Below are 22246 nucleotides of genomic sequence, written 5' to 3' on the forward strand. Positions count from 1 at the left end.
GTTCCCCGCAAGGAGAGAAGTACCCGACATGACCACGTCCACGCACGCCGAGACCCAGGCGCCGCTGTCCTTCGGCCAGGAGCAGCTCTGGTTCCTCGACCAGCTCTCACCGGGGCTGACGACCTACAACATCCTGCTCGCCGCGCGGCTGCGCGGCCCGCTGGACGTGCCGGTGCTGCACCGGTGCCTGACCCTGGTCGTCGAGCGCCACGAGGCGTTACGAGTCACCATCCACAACGCCGACGGCACGCCCCACCAGGTGGTGACCCCGCCGTCCGAGGTGGCGCTGGAGGTGCTGGAGCACCCGGACCTGGACGAGGCGGGCAGGGACGCGGCGATCGCGGCCTCGCTGGAGGAGCTGTCCACCAGCCCGTTCGACCTGGAGAACGGCCCGCTGCACCGCTACCGGGTGCTGGTGTTCGCGCCGGACGACCACGTGCTGCTGCAGAACCTGCACCACATCATCACCGACGGCTGGTCGTCGGGGATCGTGAACTCGGAGCTGGCGATCGCCTACCGGGCGCTGGTCGAGGGCCGCGAGCCGGAGTTCCCCCAGCCGCCCTCGAGGTTCACCGAGGCCGCCCGCGCCCAGCGCGAGACGATGCGCGGCGAGGTGCTGGAGGAGGAGCTGGCGTTCTGGGAGGACCGGCTCAAGGACCTGCCGACGCTGGAGTTCCCCACCGACCGGCCGCGCCCGCCCGCCCAGGTGAACCGGGCGGACTCGATCACCAAGCACCTGCCGGACGGGCTGCTGACCGCCGCCCGCGCGCTGGCCAGGGACAACGGCGTCTCGCTGTACATGGTGCTGGCGTCGGCGCTGAACGTGGTGCTCAGCCGCTACACCGGCCAGGAGGACATCCCGATCGGCGTGCCGATGCTCGGCCGCGTCGACCCGGACGCCGAGGCCGTGGTGGGCCTGTTCGTGAACATGGTGGTGCTGCGCTCGGACGTGTCGGGCGACCCGTCGTTCGCCGAGCTGCTCCAGCGCACCATGGAGGCGAACTTCGACCTGTACGAGCACCAGGAGGTGCCGTTCCACCTGATCGTGGACCGGGTGCAGCCGGTGCGCGTGCCCGGCCGCAACCCGCTGTTCCAGGTGTCGATGCAGCTGCTGGGCGACGCGAACTCCGGTGGCGCGCTCGACCTGCCCGGCATCACCGCCGAGCCGGTCTCGCTGGCCTCGACCGGGTCGCGGTTCGACATGGCGGTGGACTTCGTGGAGTCCGGCGACTCGCTGCGCGCGGTGGTCGAGTACTCCACCGACCTGTTCGACCGGTGGCGGGTCGAGGCGCTGCTGGACCACGTCGGCTCGGTGGTGACCGCCGCGGCGGCCGACTCCTCGCTGACGCTGTCGCAGCTGCCGGTGGTCACCGACGCCGAGCGGGTCGAGCTGCTGGCGCTGGGCAAGGGCGAGGACGCCGAGTACTCCGAGCTGCCGCTGCACGTCGCGTTCGCCCAGGTCGCGGCGGCGACGCCGGACGCGGTCGCGGTGGTGTGCCGGGGCGTGGAGATCACCTACGGCGAGCTGGACCGGCGCGGTGACAAGCTGGCGCGCAGGCTGCGCGAGCTGGGCGTGACGCACGGCAAGGTCGTGGCCGTGGTCATCGACCGCGACCTGGACGCGTACGTGGCCATGCTGGGCGTGCTCAAGTCCGGCGGCGCGTTCGCGATGATGGACCCGAAGGTCCCGACGAACCGCCTGGACTTCATGATCCGCGACACCGGCGCGCCGGTGGTGATCAGCCGCTCCCCGCTGGCCGGGGTGCTGCCCGACGGCGGCGACTGGTCGACCGTGCTGATCGACACCGACTGGGCGTCGGTGGAGGAGGTCGACGACTCCGCGCCGCTGGAGGAGTGGACCACCCGCGAGTCGCTGGCGTACGTGCTGTACACCTCCGGGTCGACCGGCACGCCCAAGGGCGTGATGATCGCGCACCGCGCGGTGTCGTTCTTCTGCGAGGCCTACAAGCGGACCTTCGACTTCGGCCCGGCCGACCGGCTGCTCCAGCTGCCCGCGCTGAACTTCGACATGTCGCAGGGCGAGATCTGGACGGCGTTCCTGGTGGGCGCGCGCGTGGTCGCGGTCTCCCCCGACGACGCCCAGTCGCCGGAGGCGCTGACCGCGCTGCTGCGCGAGCAGAAGGTGACCTACGCGGGTCTGCCGCCCGCGATGCAGTCGGTGATGGAGCCGGGGCCGTACCCGGACCTGAAGTACGTGATGGGCGGGGCGGAGGTGCTGCCGCCGGAGCTGGTCAACAAGTGGAACCTGCCCGGCCGCAAGTACCTGAACCTGTACGGCCCCACCGAGTGCGCGATCGGCCAGACCGAGTACCACGTCGAGCAGGTCGAGTGGAAGTCGCCGCCGCCCATCGGCCGCCCCCAGCTCAACCGGCAGGTGTACGTGGTGGACCGGTTCGACCGGCTGGTGCCCAAGGGCGTCAACGGCGAGCTGCTGATCGGCGGCGCCGAGGGCGGGCTGGCGCGCGGCTACCTGAACCAGCCGGAGCTGACCGCGCAGAAGTTCGTCACCGACCCGTTCGACCCGACCAGCAAGGTCTACCGCAGCGGCGACCTGGTGCGCTGGAGCGCGCAGGGGCAGATCGAGTTCCTGGGCCGCATCGACAACCAGGTGAAGCTGCGCGGCCTGCGCATCGAGCTGGGCGAGATCGAGACGGCGCTGCAGGGGCACCCCGGCGTGCTGCGCGCGGTCGTGCTGATGCGGCCGGACCCGCGCGGGGAGAACCGCCTGGTCGGCTACTTCACCTCCGTGGGCGAGGCTCCGCCGGTGGAGGCGCTGCGCGAGCACCTGGCCGCGTCGCTGCCGGACTACATGGTGCCGACGGCGTGGGTGGCGCTGGAGAAGTTCCCGATGAACAACGACGGTTGGAAGATCAACCGCAACGCGCTGCCCGACCCGGTGGAGGACGGCGGCGACCGGGACTTCAACGCGCCCACCACGCCCACCGAGGTCGAGGTGGCGAGGTGCTTCGCCGAGGTGCTGGGCGTCGAGCGGATCGGCGTGGACGACAGCGTCTTCGACATCGGCGGCAACTCGCTGCAGGCGCTGCGGCTGGTGAGCCGGATCAACAAGACGTTCAAGATCCGGATCACGGTGCGGCTGCTGTACGGCAACGCGACCGTGGGCGCCATCTCGCAGACCGTCGACGCGATGGTCGAGGCCAAGGCGAATGGCTGATCTGGAGCGGATCGTGCCGCTGGGCGGCGGGGGCGGCAAGACCCCGCTGTTCTGCGTGCACGCGGTGTCGGGCTCGGCGTACTCGTACGCCGGGCTCGCCCGTTCGCTGGACGACCGGCCGGTGTTCGGGTTCGAGGCGCCGGGGTTCGACAACGACCGGACCCCGGTGTCCTCGCTGCCCGAGCTGGCGCGGGAGTACGTCGAGGTGCTGCGCGAGTTCCGCCCCGACGGCCCGTACCTGCTGCTGGGCTGGTCGCTGGGCGGGCTGGTGGCGTTCGAGATGGCCAAGCTGCTCACTGCGGGCGGCGCGGAGGTGGGCCTGCTGTTCCTGGTGGACGCGGGGATGCCGGTCGTGATGGACCTGCCGCCGGAGCGGGAGACGCTGGTGCGGTACGTGCGCGACATGGCGGGCACCTCGGACGTGTCGCCGCCCGGTCTCGACGAGCTGGCCGAGGGCTGGCCGCCGGACGCCGACCCGGAGGAGGTGTTCGAGCAGGTCGAGGCGGCGGGAATCCTGCCCGAGGAGTTCGACGCGTACGTGCTCGGCGAGCAGTACGCGGTGTTCCGCGCCCTGCTGGCGGGGTTCTACGCCATCGAGGTCGCGGGAACGCACGAGGGGCCGTCGGTGCACGTCCTGGCCGAGCGCTCCCCCGCCGAGGACATGCGCTGGGCGCCGAGGCTGCCCGCGCTGGTCGAGCACACCGTGCCCGGCAGCACCCACCACTCGATCTGGACCGGCGACGCGCTCGCGGAACTGGCCAGGCTCGTCCGCGAGCACCTCGGCGACTAGGGGCGAACCGTGTCCACCACCGATTCCGAGCAGACCGCCGGGGCCACCGGCAAGAGCCTGTGGCACAACGGCGACTTCATGAAGTTCTGGGTGGGCGAGACCGTCTCGCTGCTCGGCACCCAGGTCACCATCCTCGCCCTGCCGCTGACCGCCATCCACTCGCTCGACGCCACCGACAGCCAGGTCGGCGTGCTGCGCTTCGTCCAGCTGGCCCCGTACCTGGGGCTCGCGCTGATCCTGGGCATCTGGGTCGACCGGGTGCGCAGGCGCCAGGTGATGCTGTGGACGAACGCGGCCAGGATGGCGCTGATCGGCCTCATCCCGCTGCTGTACGCGCTGGACCAGCTGACCATCCCGGCGCTGCTGGTGATCGCCTGCCTCATCGGGGTGGCGTCGGTGCTGTTCGACCTGAGCTGGATGTCGTACGTGCCGACGCTGGTGAAGAAGCCGGAGCACTACGTCGAGGCCAGCGCCAAGATGGGCATCAGCTCGTCCACCGCCGACGTCGCCGGGCCCGGCCTGGCCGGGTTGATCGTGGCGTGGCTGAGCGCGCCGGTGGCGCTGGCCGTGCAGACCGGCACCTACCTGGTGTCGGTCATCTCGCTGCTGCTCATCCGCACCGAGGAGCCCAAGCCGGTCAAGCAGGAGGACCGGCACGCGTTCCGGGAGCTGAAGGAGGGCGTGGTCTGGGTGTTCGGCAAGCCGCTGCTGCGGTGGCTGGCCATCATCGGGTTCTGCTGCAACTTCTCGATGATCACCACTTGGACGATGTTCCTGCTCTACGGCACGCGCGCGCTCGGGCTGTCCTCCGAGACGCTGGGCCTGATCTTCGGCACGGCCTCGATCGGCGGTCTGATCGGGGCCGTGGTCTCGCGCAGGGTGGTCGGCCGGTTCCCGATCGGGCCGACGTACTTCATCGCGCAGAGCGGCCTGCTGCTGGGGCCGCTGCTGATCGTGCTGGCGGACGGGCCGAGGCCGCTGATGATCGGCATGTTCATCGCCTCGTTCTTCACCACCTACCTCGGGCTGGGGATCGCGGGCGTGATCATCGTGGCCGTGCGGCAGACCCTGACGCCGCAGTCCATGATGGGCCGCATGACGGCTTCGTTCCGGACCCTGCTGTTCGGCGGCGGCGCGCTCGGCGGCCTGGTCGCCGGGCTGCTCGCGGACGCGATCGGCGCGCGCAACGCGCTGGTCGTGGCGGCGGCCGGGTCGGCGGTGGTGGTGGTCGGGCTGATCATCTCGCCGGTGAGCAGGCTGCGCGACATGCCGGAGCCGGTCGAGGAGCCGACGGCGGCGTGAGCGCCGGGACCACGCACGAGCGGGGGCGGCGGCACTTCCTCAGGGACGTGTCGCTGCCCTCGGTCGTGGCCGGGCTGCTCGCGGTGGTGGTGTCGTACTCGGGGCCGATGGTGATCGTGCTGGCCGCCGCCGAGGCCGGGCGGCTGACGCCGGGGCAGACCACGTCGTGGGTGTGGGCGGTGTCGCTGGGCAGCGGGCTGACCTGCGTGCTGCTGAGCCTGTGGACGCGGACGCCGGTGGTGACCGCGTTCTCCACGCCGGGCGCGGCGCTGCTGGTGACGACCCTGGACGATCACCCGTACGGGGCGGCGATCGGGGCGTTCGCGCTGGCCGGGGCGCTGATGGCGGTGGTGGGGTTCACCGGGCTGTTCGGCAGGCTGCTGGCGGTGATCCCGGCGCCGATCGTGTCCGGGGTGCTCGCGGGCGTCCTGTTCTCGTTCGGCGCGGACGCCTTCCGCGCGCTGGGCACGGCGCCGCTGGTGGTGGGCGCGGTGGTGGTGGGCTACCTGGTGGTCAAGCGGTTCAGCGCCCGGTACGCGGTGCTGGGCGGGCTGCTGCTGGGCGTGCCCGCCGCGCTGGCGACGGGCACCCGGTTGACGGCGGTGTCGCTGGAGTGGGCGCGCCCGGAGTGGACGGCGCCGCAGTTCACGCTCGGCGCGGCGGTGGGCATCGGGGTGCCGCTGTTCGTGGTGACGCTGGCGTCGCAGAACGCGCCGGGCCTGGCCGTGCTGCGCACCTCCGGCTACCCGACCCCGGACCGGCTGCTGATCGGCGCGACGGGGGTGACCTCCGCGCTGCTGGCCCCGTTCGGCTCGCACGCGATCAACCTGGCCGCCATCACGGCGGCGATCTGCACCGGCGAGGAGGCCCACCCGGACCCGCGCAGGCGGTACGCGGCGGCGGTGTCGTGCGGGGTGTTCTACCTGTGCGTGGGCGCGTTCGGCGCGACGCTGCTGGCGGTGTTCCTGGCGCTGCCGGGACAGCTGGTGGCGGCGGTGGCGGGCGTGGCGCTGCTGGGCGCGCTGGGGGCGGCGATCACCGACGCCACGGCGCGGGCCACGCACCGGGAGGGCGCGCTGATCGCGTTCCTGACCACCGCGTCGGGCGTGACCCTGCTGGGCGTCGGCGCGGCGTTCTGGGGGCTGCTGTTCGGCACGGCGGCCCACTTCGCGGTCACCCGCGTTCGCCCCGCCGGGTGACGCCGCCGGGTGATGCCGCTGGGTCGCCCGGTTCGCGCTCCTGTTCCCGGATCGCCCGCTCCAGAGGGGGTGAACCGCTCCCTGTCAGGGCGCGCCGGGGCTGCCTAGCGTGGAGGGCATGGAGACCATCAAGCTCAACAACGGCGTCGAGATGCCCGCCATCGGACTCGGGGTCTTCCAGTCAGCGCCCGAGGAGACCGCCGCCGCGGTCGCGGCGGCCCTGGAGGTCGGCTACCGGCACGTGGACACGGCGGCGGCCTACGGCAACGAGCGCGAGGTCGGCCGGGCGCTGCGGGAGTCCGGGCTGGACCGGTCGGAGTACTTCGTCGAGACCAAGGTGTGGATCAACGACTACGGGCGGGGCACGACGCGGCACGCGTTCGACAAGAGCGCGGGCAAGCTCGGCCTGGACGTGATCGACCTGCTGATCCTGCACCAGCCGTTCCCGCGCCGGTTCGACCTGACCGTGGAGGCGTACCGGGACCTGGAGGGGCTGCTCGCGGACGGTGCGGTGCGGGCGATCGGGGTCAGCAACTTCGCGCCCGCGCACCTGGAGCGGCTCGCCGCCGAGACCGGGGTGGTCCCGGCGGTGAACCAGGTCGAGCTGCACCCGTACTTCACCCAGCCCGACGTGCAGGCGGCCGACGCCGAGCGCGGGATCGTGACGCAGGCGTGGTCGCCGATCGGGGGGATCACGTTCTACCCCGGTTGGGGCGGCGCGGACCGGGTGAGCGTGCTGGAGGACCCGGTGATCACCGCGATCGCCGCCGAGCACGGGCGCACGCCCGCGCAGGTGATGCTGCGCTGGCACCTGCAGCGGGGGCGGTCGGCGATCCCGAAGTCGGTGAAGCCGCACCGGATCGCGGAGAACTTCGACGTGCTCGGGTTCGCGCTGACCGAGGCGGAGCTGGCGGCGGTCGACGGGCTGGACCGGGGCGTGCGCGGCGGGCCGGACCCGGAGGGGTTCACGCTGGAGGAGTGGGGGGCCGAGATCCCCGAGGCGTAGCGGGCGGTCGGGGCCGGGTGGCGGGGCAGCTCCCGCCACCCACCCCTGGCGGCCCCGGAGCGCGTCCGGCGGAAGGTGGCGCTCCCGAGCGGCTCGGGCGCGCCGGGGCCGGACGCGGTGGGTCGGGCGAGGTCGAACCGGGTGATCCGGCCCGGTGACGCGCACCTCGCGGCTGCCCGGCGACACCGCGCAGTCGCGGCCGTCAGCGCAGGGCGTCGCGGTCCTCCGGGCTCGGGCGCAGCTCGCACGGTCGGCAGCCCCCGGTGATCACCTCGGTGCGGTGGGCGGACGGCGCGAGCAGCGCGGCGACCAGGCCGCCGGGGTCGTCGCCGGTGGGGAAGGGCGCGTCGGGCCGAGCAGGCCGGTGGTGCGCACGCCCTCCGTCACGACGCCCTCGCCGGGCTCGGAGCACGCGTGCGGCGCCAGGTCCCGGTGGGTGGTCGCACTCCATCCCGCCGTTCGCGGCGCTCTCCCCGCCGCGGAATCGAGGACCGCGCGACGCCGCAGTGTGCCCAGCCGCGGCCCACGTCGAACTGTGGCGCATATTACCCCTGAATGGAGCAGGGCCCGAGGCTCGTCCTCGCTGGTCAACGCGGCTCCGACCTGGGAGCCTCGGATGTTCGGATGAGCAGCGTTCGACGAGGAGGTCGGATGTCCGCCCAGGATGAGCAACCCGTGATCGTGCACGCCAGCGGGGACGTGGACGCGGTCAGCGCCCCCGGTTTCGAGCGGCAGCTGCGCACAGCGTTCACCGAGGCCGCCGACAAGGGCGGGCCGGTGGTGGTGGACCTGACCGAGGTGCGGTTCTTCGCCTCGGTGGGCATGTCGCTGCTGGTGGAGCACCACCGCTTGGGCGCGCGGCAGGGCACGCCGCTGCGCGTGGTCGCCCCGGCCAGGACGATGGTGCGCGCCATGCGGGCCACGACCCTCGACCAGCTCCTCGACCTCTACCCGACGGTCCAGGAGGCGGTGGTCCCGGAAGCGCTGTGAGCACGCCGGACGCGGGCGCGCGGACTCCCCCTCCGCGCGCCCGCCCCCCCGGTTCAGCCCAGCAGCCCCTGCTCCTGGGCGCGCAGCACGGTCGCGAGCCGGTCGGTGGTGCCGAGCTTGCGGTAGAGGTGCTGGAGGTGCCGGTGCACCGTGCGCGGCGAGATGTCGAGCCTGCGGGCGATCGCGTCCGCCGTCAGCCCCTCGGCCAGCACCACCAGGACGGTCCGCTCGCGCTGGGTCAGCCGGTGGCCGTCGACGGGCAGCCGCACGACCGTGGCCAGCGACTCGCGCTCCGCCGCGACCAGCAGGGCGGCCAGCGGCGGCGGGCACGAGCGCGGTTCGTGCGCCAGGACCACCAGCAGCGGCGCGCCCGGTCCCCGGCGCACCAGGTGCTCCAGCAGCGCCAGCGAGGGCCGGTCGGCCAGGTGCACGTCGTCGAGCAGCAGCACCAGTCCCGGCAGCGAGCCGAGCACCGCGTCGACGGAGCGGCGCAGCTCGTCCTCGGTCAGGCCGAGCGCGCGCGGCGCCCGCAGCAGCCCGCGCAGCAGCAGGACCACGTCGCGCTCGCGGCCGTGCGCGGAGACCGCGCCGAGCGCGTCCTGGAACAGCCCGTACGCGCCCCCGCGCGCCCGTCCCCTGGCCACCAGCGCCCCCCGCGCCGAGGCCAGCGCGGCGAACTCGTCCAGCAGCCGGGTCCGCGCGGCCCCGCTCACCTCCGGGACGCCGAGCAGCCTGACCCCGGAGCGGTCGGACAGCAGCCGCTCGAAGCGATCGGCGCGAGGTCGCGCCTGCAAGGTCGATGTCATGTCCAAGTTCCCCCCGTGCGGTGGCAATCCCCGGTCACCACTAGTGCATGAGCGGAGGGGACCTGGCCAAATACACGGGCCCTCGGAAAACCGCCCGAATGCGGGATGCCCGTCGCCGGGCCCCGTCCGGGGTCCGCCGAACCGCCGCGGGGGCGGCGCGCGAACCTCCCCCGACGCCCTGATCGCATCGACGCCCGAAGCACTGCGGCACAGGGGTTCCGTTCGGCGGAGGGCGGTTCGCGGGAGCTTGCTGCGGGTAACACCGCACCGCAGGCGCGTCCGAATGGCCCAGTCCCCGTCGGCGTTCGCCAGGCACGGGCGGGCCGTCACCATTCACACAATGTGGGTGACGCGCGAAAGTGTTACCCACCGCCGAGTGAGTTGATGCGGCCGTCCCGGTGGGGACGCTACCCCTTGTCGTTCCCTCGTCCTACCTTTGAACCTACCGCTCGGGTGAGCGGACAAGTTCAGGGGAAAACAGGAGGTAGTGATGGGTCTGCTCGGCACACTGCTCGACCTGGTGAAGAACCTGCTCGGCGCTCTCCTGGGCGGTCTCGTCTGACCGCCGCGTCCCACCGGTCCGGTCGCACGGTCCCGCCGAGGGGGCGGGACCGCGCGAGCTGATCGGCGGGACCACGGTGCTCCCGGCGGCACGCCTGCACCCGTCCGGAGCAAGCAGCGGCCCCCCGTTCCCTGACTGGGAACGGGGGGCCGCTGCTCACGCGCGAGCCGGGATCAGTGCGGCAGCTCCGCGGCCAGCCGCTCGTCGCCGCTCTGCTCCTTGAGCGGCTTCTCCTTGATGAACAGCACCGCGATCAGCGCGATCGCCGCGATCGGCGCGCCGATCAGGAACAGCTCGGCGGTGGCCGTGGCGTACACGTCGCGCACCACCAGCCGGATCGGCTCCGGCAGCGCGGACAGGTCCGGCACCGCCGTGTGGCCGCCGCCGCTGGCGAGCATGTCGGCGGGCACGCCCAGCGCGGTGAGCTTCTCGCCCATCAGGGTGGACACCCGGTTGGCCAGCACCGCGCCCAGCGCGCTCACGCCGATCGAGCCGCCGAGGCTGCGGAAGAAGGTCAGCGTGGACGTGGTGGCGCCGAGGTCCTTGGCGGGCACGTCGTTCTGCGCGGCCAGCACCAGGTTCTGCATCACCATGCCGACGCCGACGCCGAGCACGGCCATGTGCGCGCCGACGACGGGCACGGTGGTGTTCGCGTCGATCGTGGACAGCAGCAGCATCCCGACGACCATGATCGCGGCGCCCGCGACCAGGAACGCCTTCCAGCGGCCCCACTTGGTGATCAGCTGTCCGGCGATCGTGGACGACAGGAACAGGCCGAACACCATCGGCAGGCTCATCAGGCCCGCCTGGGTGGGGGTCTTGCCGAGGCCGATCTGGAAGTACTGCGACAGGAACACCGTGCCGCCGAACATCGCCACGCCGACCAGGACGCTGGCGATGGTGGTGAGGCTGACCGTGCGGTTGGCGAACAGGCGCAGCGGCACCACCGGGTCGGCGGCGCGGGACTCGACCCACACGGCCAGCGCGAGCAGCAGCACGCCGCCGCCGACCAGCGCGGCCGACCAGGCGGAGACCCACTCGAACGAGCCGCCCGCGAGGGTGGACCAGATCAGCAGGGTGGAGACGCCGCCGGTGATCAGCGCGGCGCCCAGGTAGTCGATCTTGACCGAGTCCTTGCGCGCCAGGGGCAGGTGCAGGGTGCGCTGGAGCAGCACGATGGCGGCCAGGGTGAACGGGACGCCGATGAAGAAGCACCAGCGCCAGCCCAGCCACGAGGTGTCCACCAGGAACCCGCCGATGAGCGGGCCCGCGACGGTGCCGATGCCGAAGACGGCGCCGAACAGACCGGCGTAGCGGCCCAGCTCGCGCGGCGGGATCATCGCGGCCATCACGATGGTGGACAGCGCGGTCATGCCGCCCGCGCCGAGGCCCTGGACGACGCGGCTGACGATCAGCACCTCGACGTTCGGCGAGAAGCCCGCCAGGAGCGAGCCGACCACGAACAGGCCGAGGGAGAGCTGGATGAGCAGCTTGCGGCTGTAGAGGTCGGCGAGCTTGCCCCACAGCGGGACGGTCGCGGTCATCGCGAGCAGCTCGGCGGTGACGACCCAGGTGTAGACCGACTGCGAGCCGTCGAGGTCGGAGATGATGCGCGGCAGGGCGTTCGAGACGACGGTCGAGGCCAGGATGGACACGAACATGCCCAGCATCAGGCCCGTCATCGCCTGGATCACGTCGCGGCGGGAGGCGCTCGGGGCCCCGGTCGCCGGTAGAGCGGTGTCGGTCATCTTTCCTCGTCGGATCGGTGGTGCGGGGTTTTCGGGAGGGCGAAGCCGGAGGCCAGCAGGTCGAAGGCCTCGGCGATCAGGTCGGTGAGCGGGGGCGCGTCCCTGGCGGCGGGCCAGCTGGCCCAGCGCCAGGCGGCGACGCGGAACGCGGTGTTGGCGGCGGCGGCCAGGAGCATGGGGTGGGCGTCGGTCTCGGCGTGCCCGGTGCGCTCGGCGAGCGCGCGCACCATGTGCCGCTCGACCTGCTCGCCCGCGGCGAAGACCTTGGGCAGCAGCACGGGGTTCTGCTCGATGACGCGCATCCGGCGCAGCCACTCGTCGCGGCCCGCGGTCTCCTCGGCCAGTTCCGCGAGGAGGGCGGCGCGCAGCACGGCGACGGGGGTCAGCTCGGCGGGCTGGCCGAGGATGCGGCGCGCGAGGCGCGGACCCGCGTCGGGGTCGGGCCCGAGGAGGGCCTCTTCCTTGGTGGCGAAGTAGTTGAAGAAGGTGCGGGCGGAGACGCCCGCGGCGGCGGCGATGTCCTCGACGGTGATGCCGTCGAGCCCGCGCTCGGCGACCAGGTCAAGCGCGGCGTCGGCCAGCGCCTGCCTGGTCAGCCGCTTCTTGCGGTCGCGCAAGCCTTCCCCCATACGAGTGAGGGTAGGCGGAAAGCTGCACATAGTGCAAGTTTGCAGCGACTGAAGTTTTTATGTCGGAAAGGTAACGGGCCGACGGTCCCGGTACCGGCTGGTCAGCCGCACGCTCCCGCGACCAGACGGCGGAGCTCCACTTGGGGCAACGGGTTCGCGCTCAGCCACCCGTCCCGCTCGACCACGAGCAACCGCCCACGGCGGGTGTCGAGCCAGCGGACAGGACTCGTACGTGCGTCACCCGAACGGTGGCCACGGGGCCGAACCGTGCACATACCGCCACCGAGCGCGGAGGCCAGCAGGGTGGTCCACCCGCGCGCCGAGGACCCGGTGACCCCGTGCGCGGTGAGCACCTCCCAGGCCCCGTGCGCGGGCGCCCGCCCGGCGGCGGCCACGGCGGCGGCGGGCGCGGTGAGGGGGAGGCAGTCGGCGGGCGGGAGGACGGGCTCGGCGGCGAGGAGGACGTCGGGGAGCAGGTCGGGCAGGCAGGGCGTGACGGTGACGTCGGACCCGCTGCCGGAGGGCCGCACCGCGAACGCGACCCCGCCGCCCCGGACCCCGACGGCGACGCCGGAGGCGCCTTCCCAGTGCACGCGGTCGCCGGGGAGGGCGGTGACGAGGTCGGCGAGGTGCCCGGTGGGACCCCGGTGGTCGGCCAGGCCCTTGGCGCGCAGGGAGGCGGAGACCCGGCGGTTGTCGGCGAGGTGGTCGGCCCAGGTGCGGGCGGTGGGGGGCTCGGGGAGGGGGAGGGGCCAGGGGGCGGCGGCAGTCTCGCAGAGGAGGTAGAGCTCGCGGGCGGTGAGGAGGAGGTGGTTCACCGGGGCCCGCACAGCTTGGTGAGCAGCGCGACGATCTCGGCCTCGGCGGAGCGGTAGGACTCGGCGTCGGCGGACAGGTTGGCGCCGATGTCCTCCAGCACGGCCACCGCCTCCGCCAAGGCGCGGCCGACCTCGCGGTGGTGCGCCTCGAACGCGGCCGCCAAGTGCCCGGAGTGCGGGCTGGACCCGAGCGGCAGGTCCTCCGCCAGTTCCCGGTGGACCTCCCGCGCCTCGCCCAGGACGTCGAGCAGCGCGGCGACGTCCTGGGCGCACTTCCCGGCCGCGCCCGCGCTGTGGTCGAACCCGGCGGGCGCGCTCCCGCCGGGCTTGTCATCGAGGTACACGACAGCCTCCGCTCACTCGCCGATCACCTTGGGGGCGACCCGCAGCCCTTCCGGGCCGAACGGGTTCGCGTCGTAGGGGGTTTTGCGCCGCCACTCCCTGTCCTGCCGGGACGCGCCTGCGTCGGAGCCGAACGGCCCGTACATCGGCGGTGTGGCGGGAGCCGCCGCAGGGCGCGCCGGGGAGCGCGTCTCGGCCGCCCGCGCGTCACCGTGCGCCTGCCCGAGCACGGAGGTCGCCGGACCGGGCAGGACCGGCGCGGGCTGGCCACCGACCACGCCTCGGGACCGCGCGCCCCCGGCCGGGCGGGCGCCTCCCCCTGAGGCGGGACGCGCCGCAGGGGGCTGCCACACGGCGGTCGCGGAGGCCCCGGTCTGCACCGGGGTCTGCGCCTGCGGCGCGGGGGTGGCCCCGGTGAGGGCGTGCCAGCGGGCCTCGACGCCGGACGGGGCGGACGCCGACACCCCGGTCGTCCCCGAGGGCGCGATGACCTCGGGGACGACCTCGGCGACGGCGGCCCCGGACGGGCGCGGAGGTTCGGCGACGGGCGCGTCGGGCACGACCTGTTCGAGCGGAGCGGGCAGGGCGCCGCTTTGACCGCGCAAAAAAGGCAAGACACCCAGAAAGCCGTCCACTTCCCCCCTCGGGAACGGGGTGTCCCCGGAGGTGCCCCACCCCGGTTTCGGGGGCGGCGAATTCTTGCCCACCCGGTCCTCGACGTCCCACGAACCGCTCTCGTGGGCGCGCATCACCGCGATCGCTCTCTGCTTCTGCTCCTCACGCAGGGCGGCGCGTGCCCACTGCCCCGCGACCGCGCCCACGAGGAACCCCGCGGGCCCGCCGACGCGGGCGCCCGCCGCGCCGTCGGCCAAGAGGTCCCACGGCGAACCGGAGTCGACCGGAGGCATCTCCTCGATGGCACGAGCCAGTCGGGCACCGGCCAACCGGGTGTGCCCGCTCGCCTTCTCGGCGTTCGCGCCGAGCTGGTCGAACCACCGCGCGTGCTTGTCGACCGAGACGCGGGCCGCGTCGGCGGCCTCCCCCGTCCAGCAGGCTTCGAGCTCACCGGAGATCCTGATCATCTCACCGGCCGCCTGGGCGAGCAGCCCGCCGAGCCTGCCCCAGTCGGCCGCCCTGGCCGCCACGGCCTCGGGATCAGCCCCGCCGTGCAGCATCTCGTGCATCTCCTGGTGGGTGTGCCCCTCCCAGCGAACTCCCTCGCGACGCACCGCAGAATCCCCCCGCGCACTCCCCCGCCGAACCGAACGCGGGGGACCCTAACGGAGCCGGAAAAACATATCCGACCTGGGGAATCCCCATTTCCAGCGAATGCTCCAACCCGCCGCAGAAATGCGGCCATTCCACCCAGGGGAACAATTCCCTCACTCCCCCAGGATCCGCACCGACGTGATCGCCGCCAACCCCGACACCGTCAGCACCGCCTCCAACAACTCCCCCGCCACCACCTCCACCCGCTCCGCGTGCGCGAACAACCCGCTCAACGCCGCGCTGTCCAGATACCCGACCCCCACCAGGTCCACCACCACCGGCCCACCCCCCACCGGCGCCCCCCGCACCGCGTCCGCGAGCGCCCCGGTGAACCGCGCCGCGTTGGCCATGTCGATCTCTCCCGCCACGGTGAGCACCACCGCGCCGTCCGCGCGGCTGGTGGTGGCCAGGGTCAGCTCGGGGTTCATGGGGTGATCCTCGTCCGCAGTTCCACGACCGTCCCGCCCGGTCCGGGCCGGACGGACACCTCGTCCACCAGGGCACGCATCAGGCCGATCCCGTGCCCCCTCGCCAGGTCGCCGCCCGCGACGGGGTCCCGCCACGCGCCGCTGTCCGCGACGACCAACCGCAGCCGGTCCACGGTCGCGCTGGCGCGCAGCACCACCTGCCCTCCCGGTCGGTCGCGGTGGCCGTGCTCCACCGCGTTCGCGCACGCCTCCCCCGCCGCCACCAGCACGTTCTGCGCCTGCCCCCGCCCGATCCCGCACGCGGTCAGCCAGTCCCTCAGCAGCCCCCGCACCCGCGACAGCTCCAGCGCCTCCGCCGGGAACTCCACGACCAGCGGACCCGGCCGCCGGTACAGCAGCACCGCCACGTCGTCCTCGAACCCCCCTTCCGGGACCAGTCTCGACATCACGTGCGCGGCCAGGTCCTCCACCGACACGTCCCGCCCCTCCTGCAGCGCCCGCCCCGCCAGCTCGATCCCGTCGTCCAGCGACTGCCTGCGCCGCTCCACCAACCCGTCCGTGTACAGCAGCAGCGTGCCGCGCGCGGGCACGTCGCACCACGCCTCGGTGCGCTCCCGGTCCGGTTTGATCGCCAGCGGCAGCGAGCGACCGCCGTCCAGCAGCTCCACGCCGCCGCCCGGTCTGGCCAGCACGCCCGGCGGGTGCCCGGCGCTGGCGTACACCAGGTGCCCGGTGTCCGGCGACAGCACGCCGCAGAACACCGTGGTGCACCGCGCGCCCGGCACGGTCATCGCGAACCGGTCCAGCGCGCTGAGCGTCTGCGCGGGACCGCTGTCCTGGAGCAGCAGCGCCCGGCACGCGCTGCGCAGCTGCCCCATCGCGGTGGCCGAGTGCAGGCCGTGGCCGACGCAGTCGCCGACCACGATCCCGGTGCGCCCACCGGCCAGCGGCACGATGTCGTACCAGTCGCCGCCGACCTCCAGCGGCCGGGTGGCGGGCTCGTAGCGGGCGGCGAACCCGCCGGGCAGCTCCTGCGGGCCCAGGATCGCCCGCTGCAGCGCGAGCGCGGTCTCCCGCTGCACGTCGATGTGGTGCAACCGGTGCAGCGCCTGCCCGAGGTGCCCGGCCAGCAGCACCAGCAGCGCCTCGTCCTGCGCCGCGAACCGCCTGCTGCCACCCAGCTCCACCCGCAGCGCCAGCGCCCCGGCCGGGTGCTCCAGGGTGATGCCGACCAGCCCCGGCCCGTCGGAGTGCGCGACCAGCGGCGGCCTGGACAGCGCGTCGCGCAGCACCCGCGCGGTGGCGGGCGGCACCGGGGCGCGGTCGGCGTCGGGGCACTTGCTCCTGGGCGCCTCGCCCTCGGGCAACCGCTCGGTGGTGAGCAGCTCCTCGCCGCCCGCACCGGCCCCGACCAGCGCGACGACCCGCTCGGCCCGCCACAGCCTGGCCAGCTCCCCCAGCGCGCCGACCAGCGCGTCGGACACCCCGTCCGCCTCGGACAGCCGCACGCTCAGCGCCGCCACGGCCGCCTCCCGCACCGCCGCGTAGTGCTCGTCGGTGACGTCCCGGAACGTGCCGACCACGACCCGGTCCCCGGTGTCCGGGTCCTCGACCCGGTTGAACGCGGCGGCCACCCACAGCCGGTGCCCGTCGCGGTGCACCACCGGCACGACGGTGTGCGCGCCGCTGCCCGGCCCGACCAGGTCGGTGAACACCTCCTCGACCCGCGCGTGCCCCTCGGGGTCGTCCTCGCTGGTGGGCCACCACGGGTACACCGGCCCGTACGGCAACCCCTCCGGCCCGTAGCCGAGCACGGTGGTGAACGCGGCGTTGATCTCCACGACCGCGCCGGTCTCGTCGCAGACGAAGAACGCCTCCTGCAGCGAGTCCAGCAGGGCGGCCCGCCACCGGGCGTGGTGGTCGCGCAGCCTGGCCAGCTCGACGTTCGCGCGCACCCGCGCCAGCAGGTCGGCCGCCGCGAACGGCTTGACCAGGTAGTCGTCGGCCCCGGCCGCGAGCCCCTCGATGGACGCCTCCTGCCCGGCGCGCGCGGACAGCAGCACCACCGGCACCCCGGCCGTGCGCTGGTCGGCGCGCAGGGCCGCGACCAGGCCGAGGCCGTCCAGGTTCGGCATCATCACGTCGGTGACCACCAGGTCCGGGGTGCGGGCGCGCACCTCCTCCAGCGCGGCCCGCCCGTCCCCGACGGCCCGCACCCGGTACCCGGCCGAGCGCAGCAGCCTGGTCAGGTACTCGCGCATGTCGGCGTTGTCGTCGGCGACCACGACCCGCGCGGGCAGCGCCGACTCGGGGGCGCGCAGCGGCGACTGGGCCAGCACGGGCGCGCCGTCGTCGCCGGGGTCGCCGCCGTCGCCGGGGTCGCGGTCGTCGCCGGGGTCGCGGTCGTCGGGCAGCCAGCGCAGCGCCTCCTGCAGGTACGGCTCGGCCCCGGACGCGCGGCGCCCGCCGCCCACCGCGACCACCGCGTCGGCGGGCAGGTGCGCGGTGCCCAGCGGCAGCCGGATGGTGAACGCGGTGCCGCCGCCGGGCGCGCCCGCCGCGCTGATCTCGCCGCCGTGCAGCCCCACCAGCTCGCGCACCAGCGCCAGCCCGATCCCGCTGCCCTCGGCCGACCTGGCCCTGGTGTTCTCGATGCGGTGGAACCGCTCGAACAGCCGGGGCAGCTCGTCGACGGGCACCCCGACGCCGGTGTCGGCGACGGTCACCACCGCGTGGTCGCCCTCGCGGTGCACCTCGACGCGGATGCCCCCGCCGAAGGTGAACTTGAGCGCGTTGGACAGCAGGTTGAGCACGACGTTCTCCCACATGCCTCGGTCCAGGTGCACGGGGACGCCCAGCGGCGGGCAGTCCACGCGGAGCTCCAGACCGGCCTTCTCCACGGCCGAGCGGAACGTGCTGGCCAGTTCGGCGGTGACCACCGCCAGGTCGACGGGTTCGTAGCGGGCCCGCATCCGCCCGGCCTCGATGCGGGAGAAGTCCAGCAGCGCGGTGACCAGCCTGCCCAGGCGCAGCGCGTTGCGGTGGACCACGTCCAGCTCGGCCCGCTCCCCCGGTCCGGCCCGCGCCCGCAGCTCCTGCAGCGGGCCGGTGATCAAGGTCAGCGGGGTGCGGAACTCGTGGCTGATGTTCGCGAAGAACGCGGTCTTGGCGCGGTCCAGCTCGGCCAGCTCCTCGGCGCGCCGCCGCTGCGCCCGGTAGGCGAGGGCGGCGTTGACCACGGCCGCGCACTGGCGGGCCACCAGCGCCAGGAACGCCCGGTGCGGCTCGTCGGGTGCCCGGCCCGCACAGGAGGCGAGCACCACCACCCCGACCGGTTCATCGCCGTCGCCGGGCAGCGGCAGCACGGTGGCCCGGTGGGGCGGGGCCTGCCAGTCACCGGCGGGCAGCGGCGGGTCGAGCAGCAGGTGCAGGTCCTCGACCACGGCGGGCGCGCCGCCGTCCAGGACCTCGCGCAGCGGCCAGGTCCCCTCGGGCGGCGGGTCGCCCGGTCCGGCCGCGACGCGCCGCAGCCCGCCGCAGGCATCGAGCAGGTGCAGCTCGGCGTACGGCACGTCCCGGCCGGTGAGCGCGTCGAGCAGCAGCGCGCACGCCTCGTCCACGTCGCGGGTGTCGCCCGCCCGCGCGCCCAGGTCGTGCAGCACCGCCAGCCTGCGCTCGCCCACGACCCGCTCGGTGGTGTCGCTGACGGCGGTGAACACCCCGCGCACCACGCCCTCGTCGTCGTGCAGCGGGCTGTAGGAGTACGTCCAGTACGTCTCCTCCAGGTACCCGTGCCTGCGCATGGGCAGCAGCAGGTCCTCGGACCAGGTGGCCTCACCGGTGGTCAGCACCGACCGGAGCATCGGCCCGATGATGTGCCAGATCTCCGACCACACCCGCTCGCCGGGCTTGCCGAGCGCCGGGTGGTTGGCGCCGAGCAGCGGCAGGTAGGCGTCGTTGTAGAGGAACCGCAGCTCAGGGCCCCACCACACGATCATCGGGAACCGGGAGGTCAGGCAGATCCGCACCGCCGTGCGCAGGCTCGCTGGCCAGTCCTCGACCGGTCCCAGCGGGCCGTCCGCCCACGGGTGGGCGCGCGTCAGCCGCGCCATCTCGCCGTCACCGGGGAACGCGAGCCCCGCCTGAGCCATCTCCGCCCGCACCCCCATCGCGTGCCCGCCGGGCGCGCCCGGCGCGTCGTTCCGGGGGCAGGATAGGGCCGCTCGGGCCGATCAGGCCGTCACGACGCGCAGGCGATCTCGGCCCACACCGTTTTGCCGCCCGACCGGTGGGTGACCCCCCACCCCCGGCACAGGTTCGACACGATCACCATGCCCCGGCCCCGGTACCCGCCGAGGCGCGAGCGGCCGATGACCGGCAGCGACGGGGACGCGTCGTCCACCTCCACGCGCACCAGCCAGGGCGTGCCGTGCCGGTGCAGCCGCAGCGCGCGCGGGGCGCGGCCGTGGTCGAACGCGTTGCTCACCAGCTCGGTCACCACGAGCACGGTGTCGCCGAGCTTCTCCTCGTCCAGCCCGGCCAGGACCTCGTCCACCCAGCGGCGCACCCGCGCCAGCGGCGGTGTGCGCTGCGACAGGTCCAGCGACAGCGGGCGCGCGGCGCCCTCGGAACCGATGTCCAGGACCAAGGTCCTCCCCTTCCCGGTCGGCCGCACGGGGGCCGGTGCGCGGGAGGTACCCGAACGCCGGGCCCGGCAACCGGGCTGGTGTCGCACCCCACTGACTGCACCGGTTCAGCAGGTGTCCAAAGAGGAGGAACCGCCCAGGTCGCAGCGGCTATGGTTTGCGCTGCACGGGTTGCGCCCCTTGCGGAACCGGGGTGCACCGGAGGACGTTGGAGATCATCCCGCCGTGAGCGGGGACACACGACAGATGACGAGGGGAGCTGACACGGTGACGACTGGCGAGGTCCGCGAAGAACTCCTCCCCCTGCGCGTCGACTTCGACCGGACATGGCGCGGTTACGACAGGGACCAGGTCCAGAACTACGTGCGCGAGGCGGAGACCGGGACGCGGCTGCTGGCCGCCGACCGGGACGCCGCCGTGGCGCGCGCGGAGGACCTGGCCAGGCAGCTGGAGGAGGCCCGCGCCCAGGTGCGGGAGCTGCGGGCGAAGGTGGACCGCATCAGCGGTGCGCCGGTGGACGTCGAGGCGTTGGAGGAGCGGCTGCGCGGGCGGGTCGAGCTGGCCCACCGGCAGGCCGAGGAGATCACCGCGCGCGCTCGGGCGGCGGCCGAGCGCACGTGGGCGGACGCGGACCGGGCGGCGGCGAGCCTGCGCGAGCAGTGGGAGCGGCTGGTCGGCGAGCAGCACGAGGCGACCAGGCACACCCGCGAGGAGGCCGAGGCCGCGGCGCGCGCGGCCGAGGAGCAGCGGCGGGAGCTGGACGAGCAGTCGGCGCGGCTGCGGGCGCAGGTCGAGTCGGACTTCACCGAGGCGATGCGCGCCCGGCGGGGCGAGGCGCTGGCCGCGCTGGCCCGGCGGGACGCGGAGAGCCAGGCCGAGGCGAAGCGGCTGGTCACCGAGGCCGCCGAGCACGCCGCGAGCATCGTGGCCGAGGCCGAGCGCCGGGTCGCGGAGCTCAAGGCGGGGCGGCAGCGGGTGGCCGAGCAGCTGCTCGTGGCGCAGCGGATGCTGAGCGACGCGCAGGACGAGCTGGAGCCGCTGCCGGAGGAGCAGGAGCCGCAGGTGCCGCACCTGGTCGCGGTCTGACGTCGGGGTTCGACGTCGAAGTCTGACGTCGCGGTCTGACGTCGGGGTCTGACCTCGGGGTTCGATATCCCGGTCTGATGTGGGGGTTCGACGCCGGGGTTCCGGCACGGCTGCTCGGCTCGGTGGCTGCTCGGTTCGGTGGTGGTTCGGCTCGGCTCGGTTGTCCGGGTCGGTTCGTCCGGGTCGGTTCGTCCGGGTCGGTTGTTCGGTGCGGTCGGTCGACGGGGTTGTCGGCGGGCCGCGCGGGGTGAGCGGCGCCTGCCCGCGCGCGGGTCGGCGCGGAGCGCTCGCGCAGCCGGTGGGCGCTGACCGCCGGGTGCGACCGGGAGCGCCCTGCGGGGCGCGTTGAGCGGTGTGGCGGGGGAGCCTGCGCGTGGTGGCCGATCGCGGTGCGAGCGGTTCTGCGGGTAGGCTCCCCTACCCATGTGCGAGGGTTCCCGCCTGCGCTGGAGCGCCGGTCGGAACGGCGCCCGCGCCGCGCCAGGGGCCGCTGGTCCGGGTGGCGGCGGGTGGTGCGACACCGGGGGGACCGCCACGTGGCGACGGGCGCCGCGCGGGACCGGTTGGGCGGTGCGGCGATGACCGAGCGCGGTGGGCTGGAGCCGGAACCGGGGCGGGCCCTCGGCGTGCCGGGCGGGCGGGTGCCCAGGCCGCGCTCACCCGACCGGAGCGGGCCGATCCGGGTGCCCGGCGCGCGCGGACCGGTGGCGCAGCGGGGTTTCCGGGCCTCGCTCACCCAGGGGCAGTGGGACCTGCTGGTCGCCGAGGGCGCGCTGACCCCGCACGAGAGCCGCAGGCGGCTGCTGCTGCAGGGCGACCCCGGCGAGGTGGTGCTGCTGTGCGTGGCGGGCCGGGTGAAGGTGGTCTACTCCGAGCCGGACGGGCGGGAGATCCTGCTCGCCGTGCGCGGGCCCGGCGACGTGCTGGGCGAGTTCGCGGCGCAGGACAAGCTGCCCCGGTCGGCGACCGTGCAGGCCATCGAGCGCGGGGCGACGGCGCGGTTGCCCGCCGAGCGGTTCGACGCGCTGGTCGGGCGGTGCGGGGTCGAGGCCGAGCTGCGGAACTACGTGATGGGCAAGTTCCGGGAGAGCTTCACGCACACCTGGCGGGTCGCGCACCGCACCGCCGCCGACCGGCTGGCGGACCTGGTGGCGGAGCTGGTCGGCGCGGCCGGGCCGGAGCACCCGTCGGCGACCACGATCCCGATGTCGCAGGAGGAGCTGGCCGCCGCGCTGGGGCTGGCGCGCTCGGCGGTGACCCCGGTGCTGGCGGAGTGGAAGGCGGCCGGGCTGGTGCGGATCGCGCGGGGCGTGCTCCGGGTGGTGGACCTGGATGCGCTGCTCGCCTCGCGGCCGGGCGATCCCGGCTGACCGCCCTGAACCCGGCTGACCGCCCTGACCAGGGCCTCCCCGCTCGTCGGCGGAAATTC

At 74.2% G+C, this 22246-nt stretch carries 18 protein-coding genes; 8 read left to right on the plus strand and 10 right to left on the minus strand.

The genetic code is table 11. The annotated features are described in order from the left end of the window. Nucleotides 1–28 precede the first annotated feature (28 nt). From LV78_RS13985 to LV78_RS14005, 5 genes are all read left to right on the plus strand, one after another. Nucleotides 29–3196, plus strand: a complete 3168-nt coding sequence (locus LV78_RS13985) for a non-ribosomal peptide synthetase (protein WP_253845695.1) — start codon at nt 29–31, stop codon at nt 3194–3196. Then, nucleotides 3189–3986, plus strand: coding sequence for a thioesterase domain-containing protein (locus LV78_RS13990; protein ID WP_253845696.1), 798 nt, complete (start codon nt 3189–3191; stop codon nt 3984–3986). Before LV78_RS13985 ends, LV78_RS13990 begins: the two co-directional genes overlap by 8 nt. Nucleotides 3987–3995: 9 nt before the next feature. After that, nucleotides 3996–5288 (plus strand): MFS transporter, encoded by a 1293-nt coding sequence (locus LV78_RS13995; RefSeq protein WP_253845697.1) that lies wholly within the window; start codon nt 3996–3998, stop codon nt 5286–5288. After that, on the plus strand, nt 5285–6487 hold the full coding sequence (locus LV78_RS14000; protein ID WP_253845698.1) for a benzoate/H(+) symporter BenE family transporter: 1203 nt from the start codon (nt 5285–5287) through the stop codon (nt 6485–6487). The genes LV78_RS13995 and LV78_RS14000 overlap by 4 nt, the downstream gene beginning before the upstream one ends. Before the next feature lie 118 nt (nt 6488–6605). After that, complete coding sequence (locus tag LV78_RS14005; protein ID WP_253845699.1) at nt 6606–7493, plus strand: aldo/keto reductase; 888 nt, start codon at nt 6606–6608, stop codon at nt 7491–7493. Between the two features lie 202 nt (nt 7494–7695). Here LV78_RS14005 and LV78_RS14010 read toward each other — a convergent pair whose 3' ends face one another. Then, nucleotides 7696–7905 (minus strand): hypothetical protein, encoded by a 210-nt coding sequence (locus LV78_RS14010; RefSeq protein ID WP_253845700.1) that lies wholly within the window; start codon nt 7903–7905, stop codon nt 7696–7698. Nucleotides 7906–8144: 239 nt separating this feature from the next. On the opposite strand from LV78_RS14010, the gene LV78_RS14015 reads away from it, so the two are divergent. After that, nucleotides 8145–8483: an STAS domain-containing protein gene (locus tag LV78_RS14015; RefSeq protein WP_253845701.1), complete on the plus strand. Its 339-nt coding sequence runs from the start codon at nt 8145–8147 to the stop codon at nt 8481–8483. A gap of 53 nt (nt 8484–8536) precedes the next feature. Here the strand turns inward: LV78_RS14015 and LV78_RS14020 are convergent, their stop codons facing one another. From LV78_RS14020 to LV78_RS14060, 9 genes are all read right to left on the minus strand, one after another. Further along, nucleotides 8537–9289 carry a helix-turn-helix transcriptional regulator gene (locus tag LV78_RS14020; protein WP_253845702.1) on the minus strand — a complete coding sequence of 251 codons (753 nt, stop codon included), beginning with the start codon at nt 9287–9289 and terminating at the stop codon, nt 8537–8539. 735 nt (nt 9290–10024) lie between these two features. Further along, entirely contained in the window at nt 10025–11599 is a 1575-nt protein-coding gene (locus LV78_RS14025; RefSeq protein ID WP_253845703.1) for an MDR family MFS transporter, read from the minus strand. Beyond that, nucleotides 11596–12228 carry a TetR/AcrR family transcriptional regulator gene (locus LV78_RS14030; protein WP_253845704.1) on the minus strand — a complete coding sequence of 211 codons (633 nt, stop codon included), beginning with the start codon at nt 12226–12228 and terminating at the stop codon, nt 11596–11598. The genes LV78_RS14025 and LV78_RS14030 overlap by 4 nt, the downstream gene beginning before the upstream one ends. Before the next feature lie 101 nt (nt 12229–12329). Next, on the minus strand, nt 12330–13046 hold the full coding sequence (locus LV78_RS14035) for an ESX secretion-associated protein EspG (protein WP_253845705.1): 717 nt from the start codon (nt 13044–13046) through the stop codon (nt 12330–12332). After that, complete coding sequence (locus tag LV78_RS14040; protein WP_253845706.1) at nt 13043–13390, minus strand: PE domain-containing protein; 348 nt, start codon at nt 13388–13390, stop codon at nt 13043–13045. Before LV78_RS14040 ends, LV78_RS14035 begins: the two co-directional genes overlap by 4 nt. A gap of 12 nt (nt 13391–13402) precedes the next feature. Then, complete coding sequence (locus tag LV78_RS14045; RefSeq protein ID WP_253845707.1) at nt 13403–14617, minus strand: WXG100 family type VII secretion target; 1215 nt, start codon at nt 14615–14617, stop codon at nt 13403–13405. A gap of 153 nt (nt 14618–14770) precedes the next feature. After that, nucleotides 14771–15085, minus strand: a complete 315-nt coding sequence (locus LV78_RS14050; protein WP_253845708.1) for an STAS domain-containing protein — start codon at nt 15083–15085, stop codon at nt 14771–14773. Further along, nucleotides 15082–19236: a SpoIIE family protein phosphatase gene (locus LV78_RS14055; RefSeq protein ID WP_253845709.1), complete on the minus strand. Its 4155-nt coding sequence runs from the start codon at nt 19234–19236 to the stop codon at nt 15082–15084. The genes LV78_RS14050 and LV78_RS14055 overlap by 4 nt, the downstream gene beginning before the upstream one ends. Nucleotides 19237–19325: 89 nt before the next feature. Continuing rightward, nucleotides 19326–19733, minus strand: a complete 408-nt coding sequence (locus tag LV78_RS14060) for an ATP-binding protein (RefSeq protein ID WP_253845710.1) — start codon at nt 19731–19733, stop codon at nt 19326–19328. A gap of 265 nt (nt 19734–19998) precedes the next feature. On the opposite strand from LV78_RS14060, the gene LV78_RS14065 reads away from it, so the two are divergent. Both LV78_RS14065 and LV78_RS14070 read left to right on the plus strand, forming a co-directional pair. Further along, nucleotides 19999–20817: a coiled-coil domain-containing protein gene (locus LV78_RS14065; RefSeq protein WP_253845711.1), complete on the plus strand. Its 819-nt coding sequence runs from the start codon at nt 19999–20001 to the stop codon at nt 20815–20817. A 536-nt stretch (nt 20818–21353) separates the two neighbouring features. Beyond that, complete coding sequence (locus LV78_RS14070; protein ID WP_253845712.1) at nt 21354–22187, plus strand: Crp/Fnr family transcriptional regulator; 834 nt, start codon at nt 21354–21356, stop codon at nt 22185–22187. Nucleotides 22188–22246: the final 59 nt, after the last annotated feature.

The organism is Actinosynnema pretiosum, from assembly GCF_024171695.1.
In the GTDB taxonomy this organism is placed as follows: Bacteria; Actinomycetota; Actinomycetes; order Mycobacteriales; family Pseudonocardiaceae; genus Actinosynnema; species Actinosynnema pretiosum.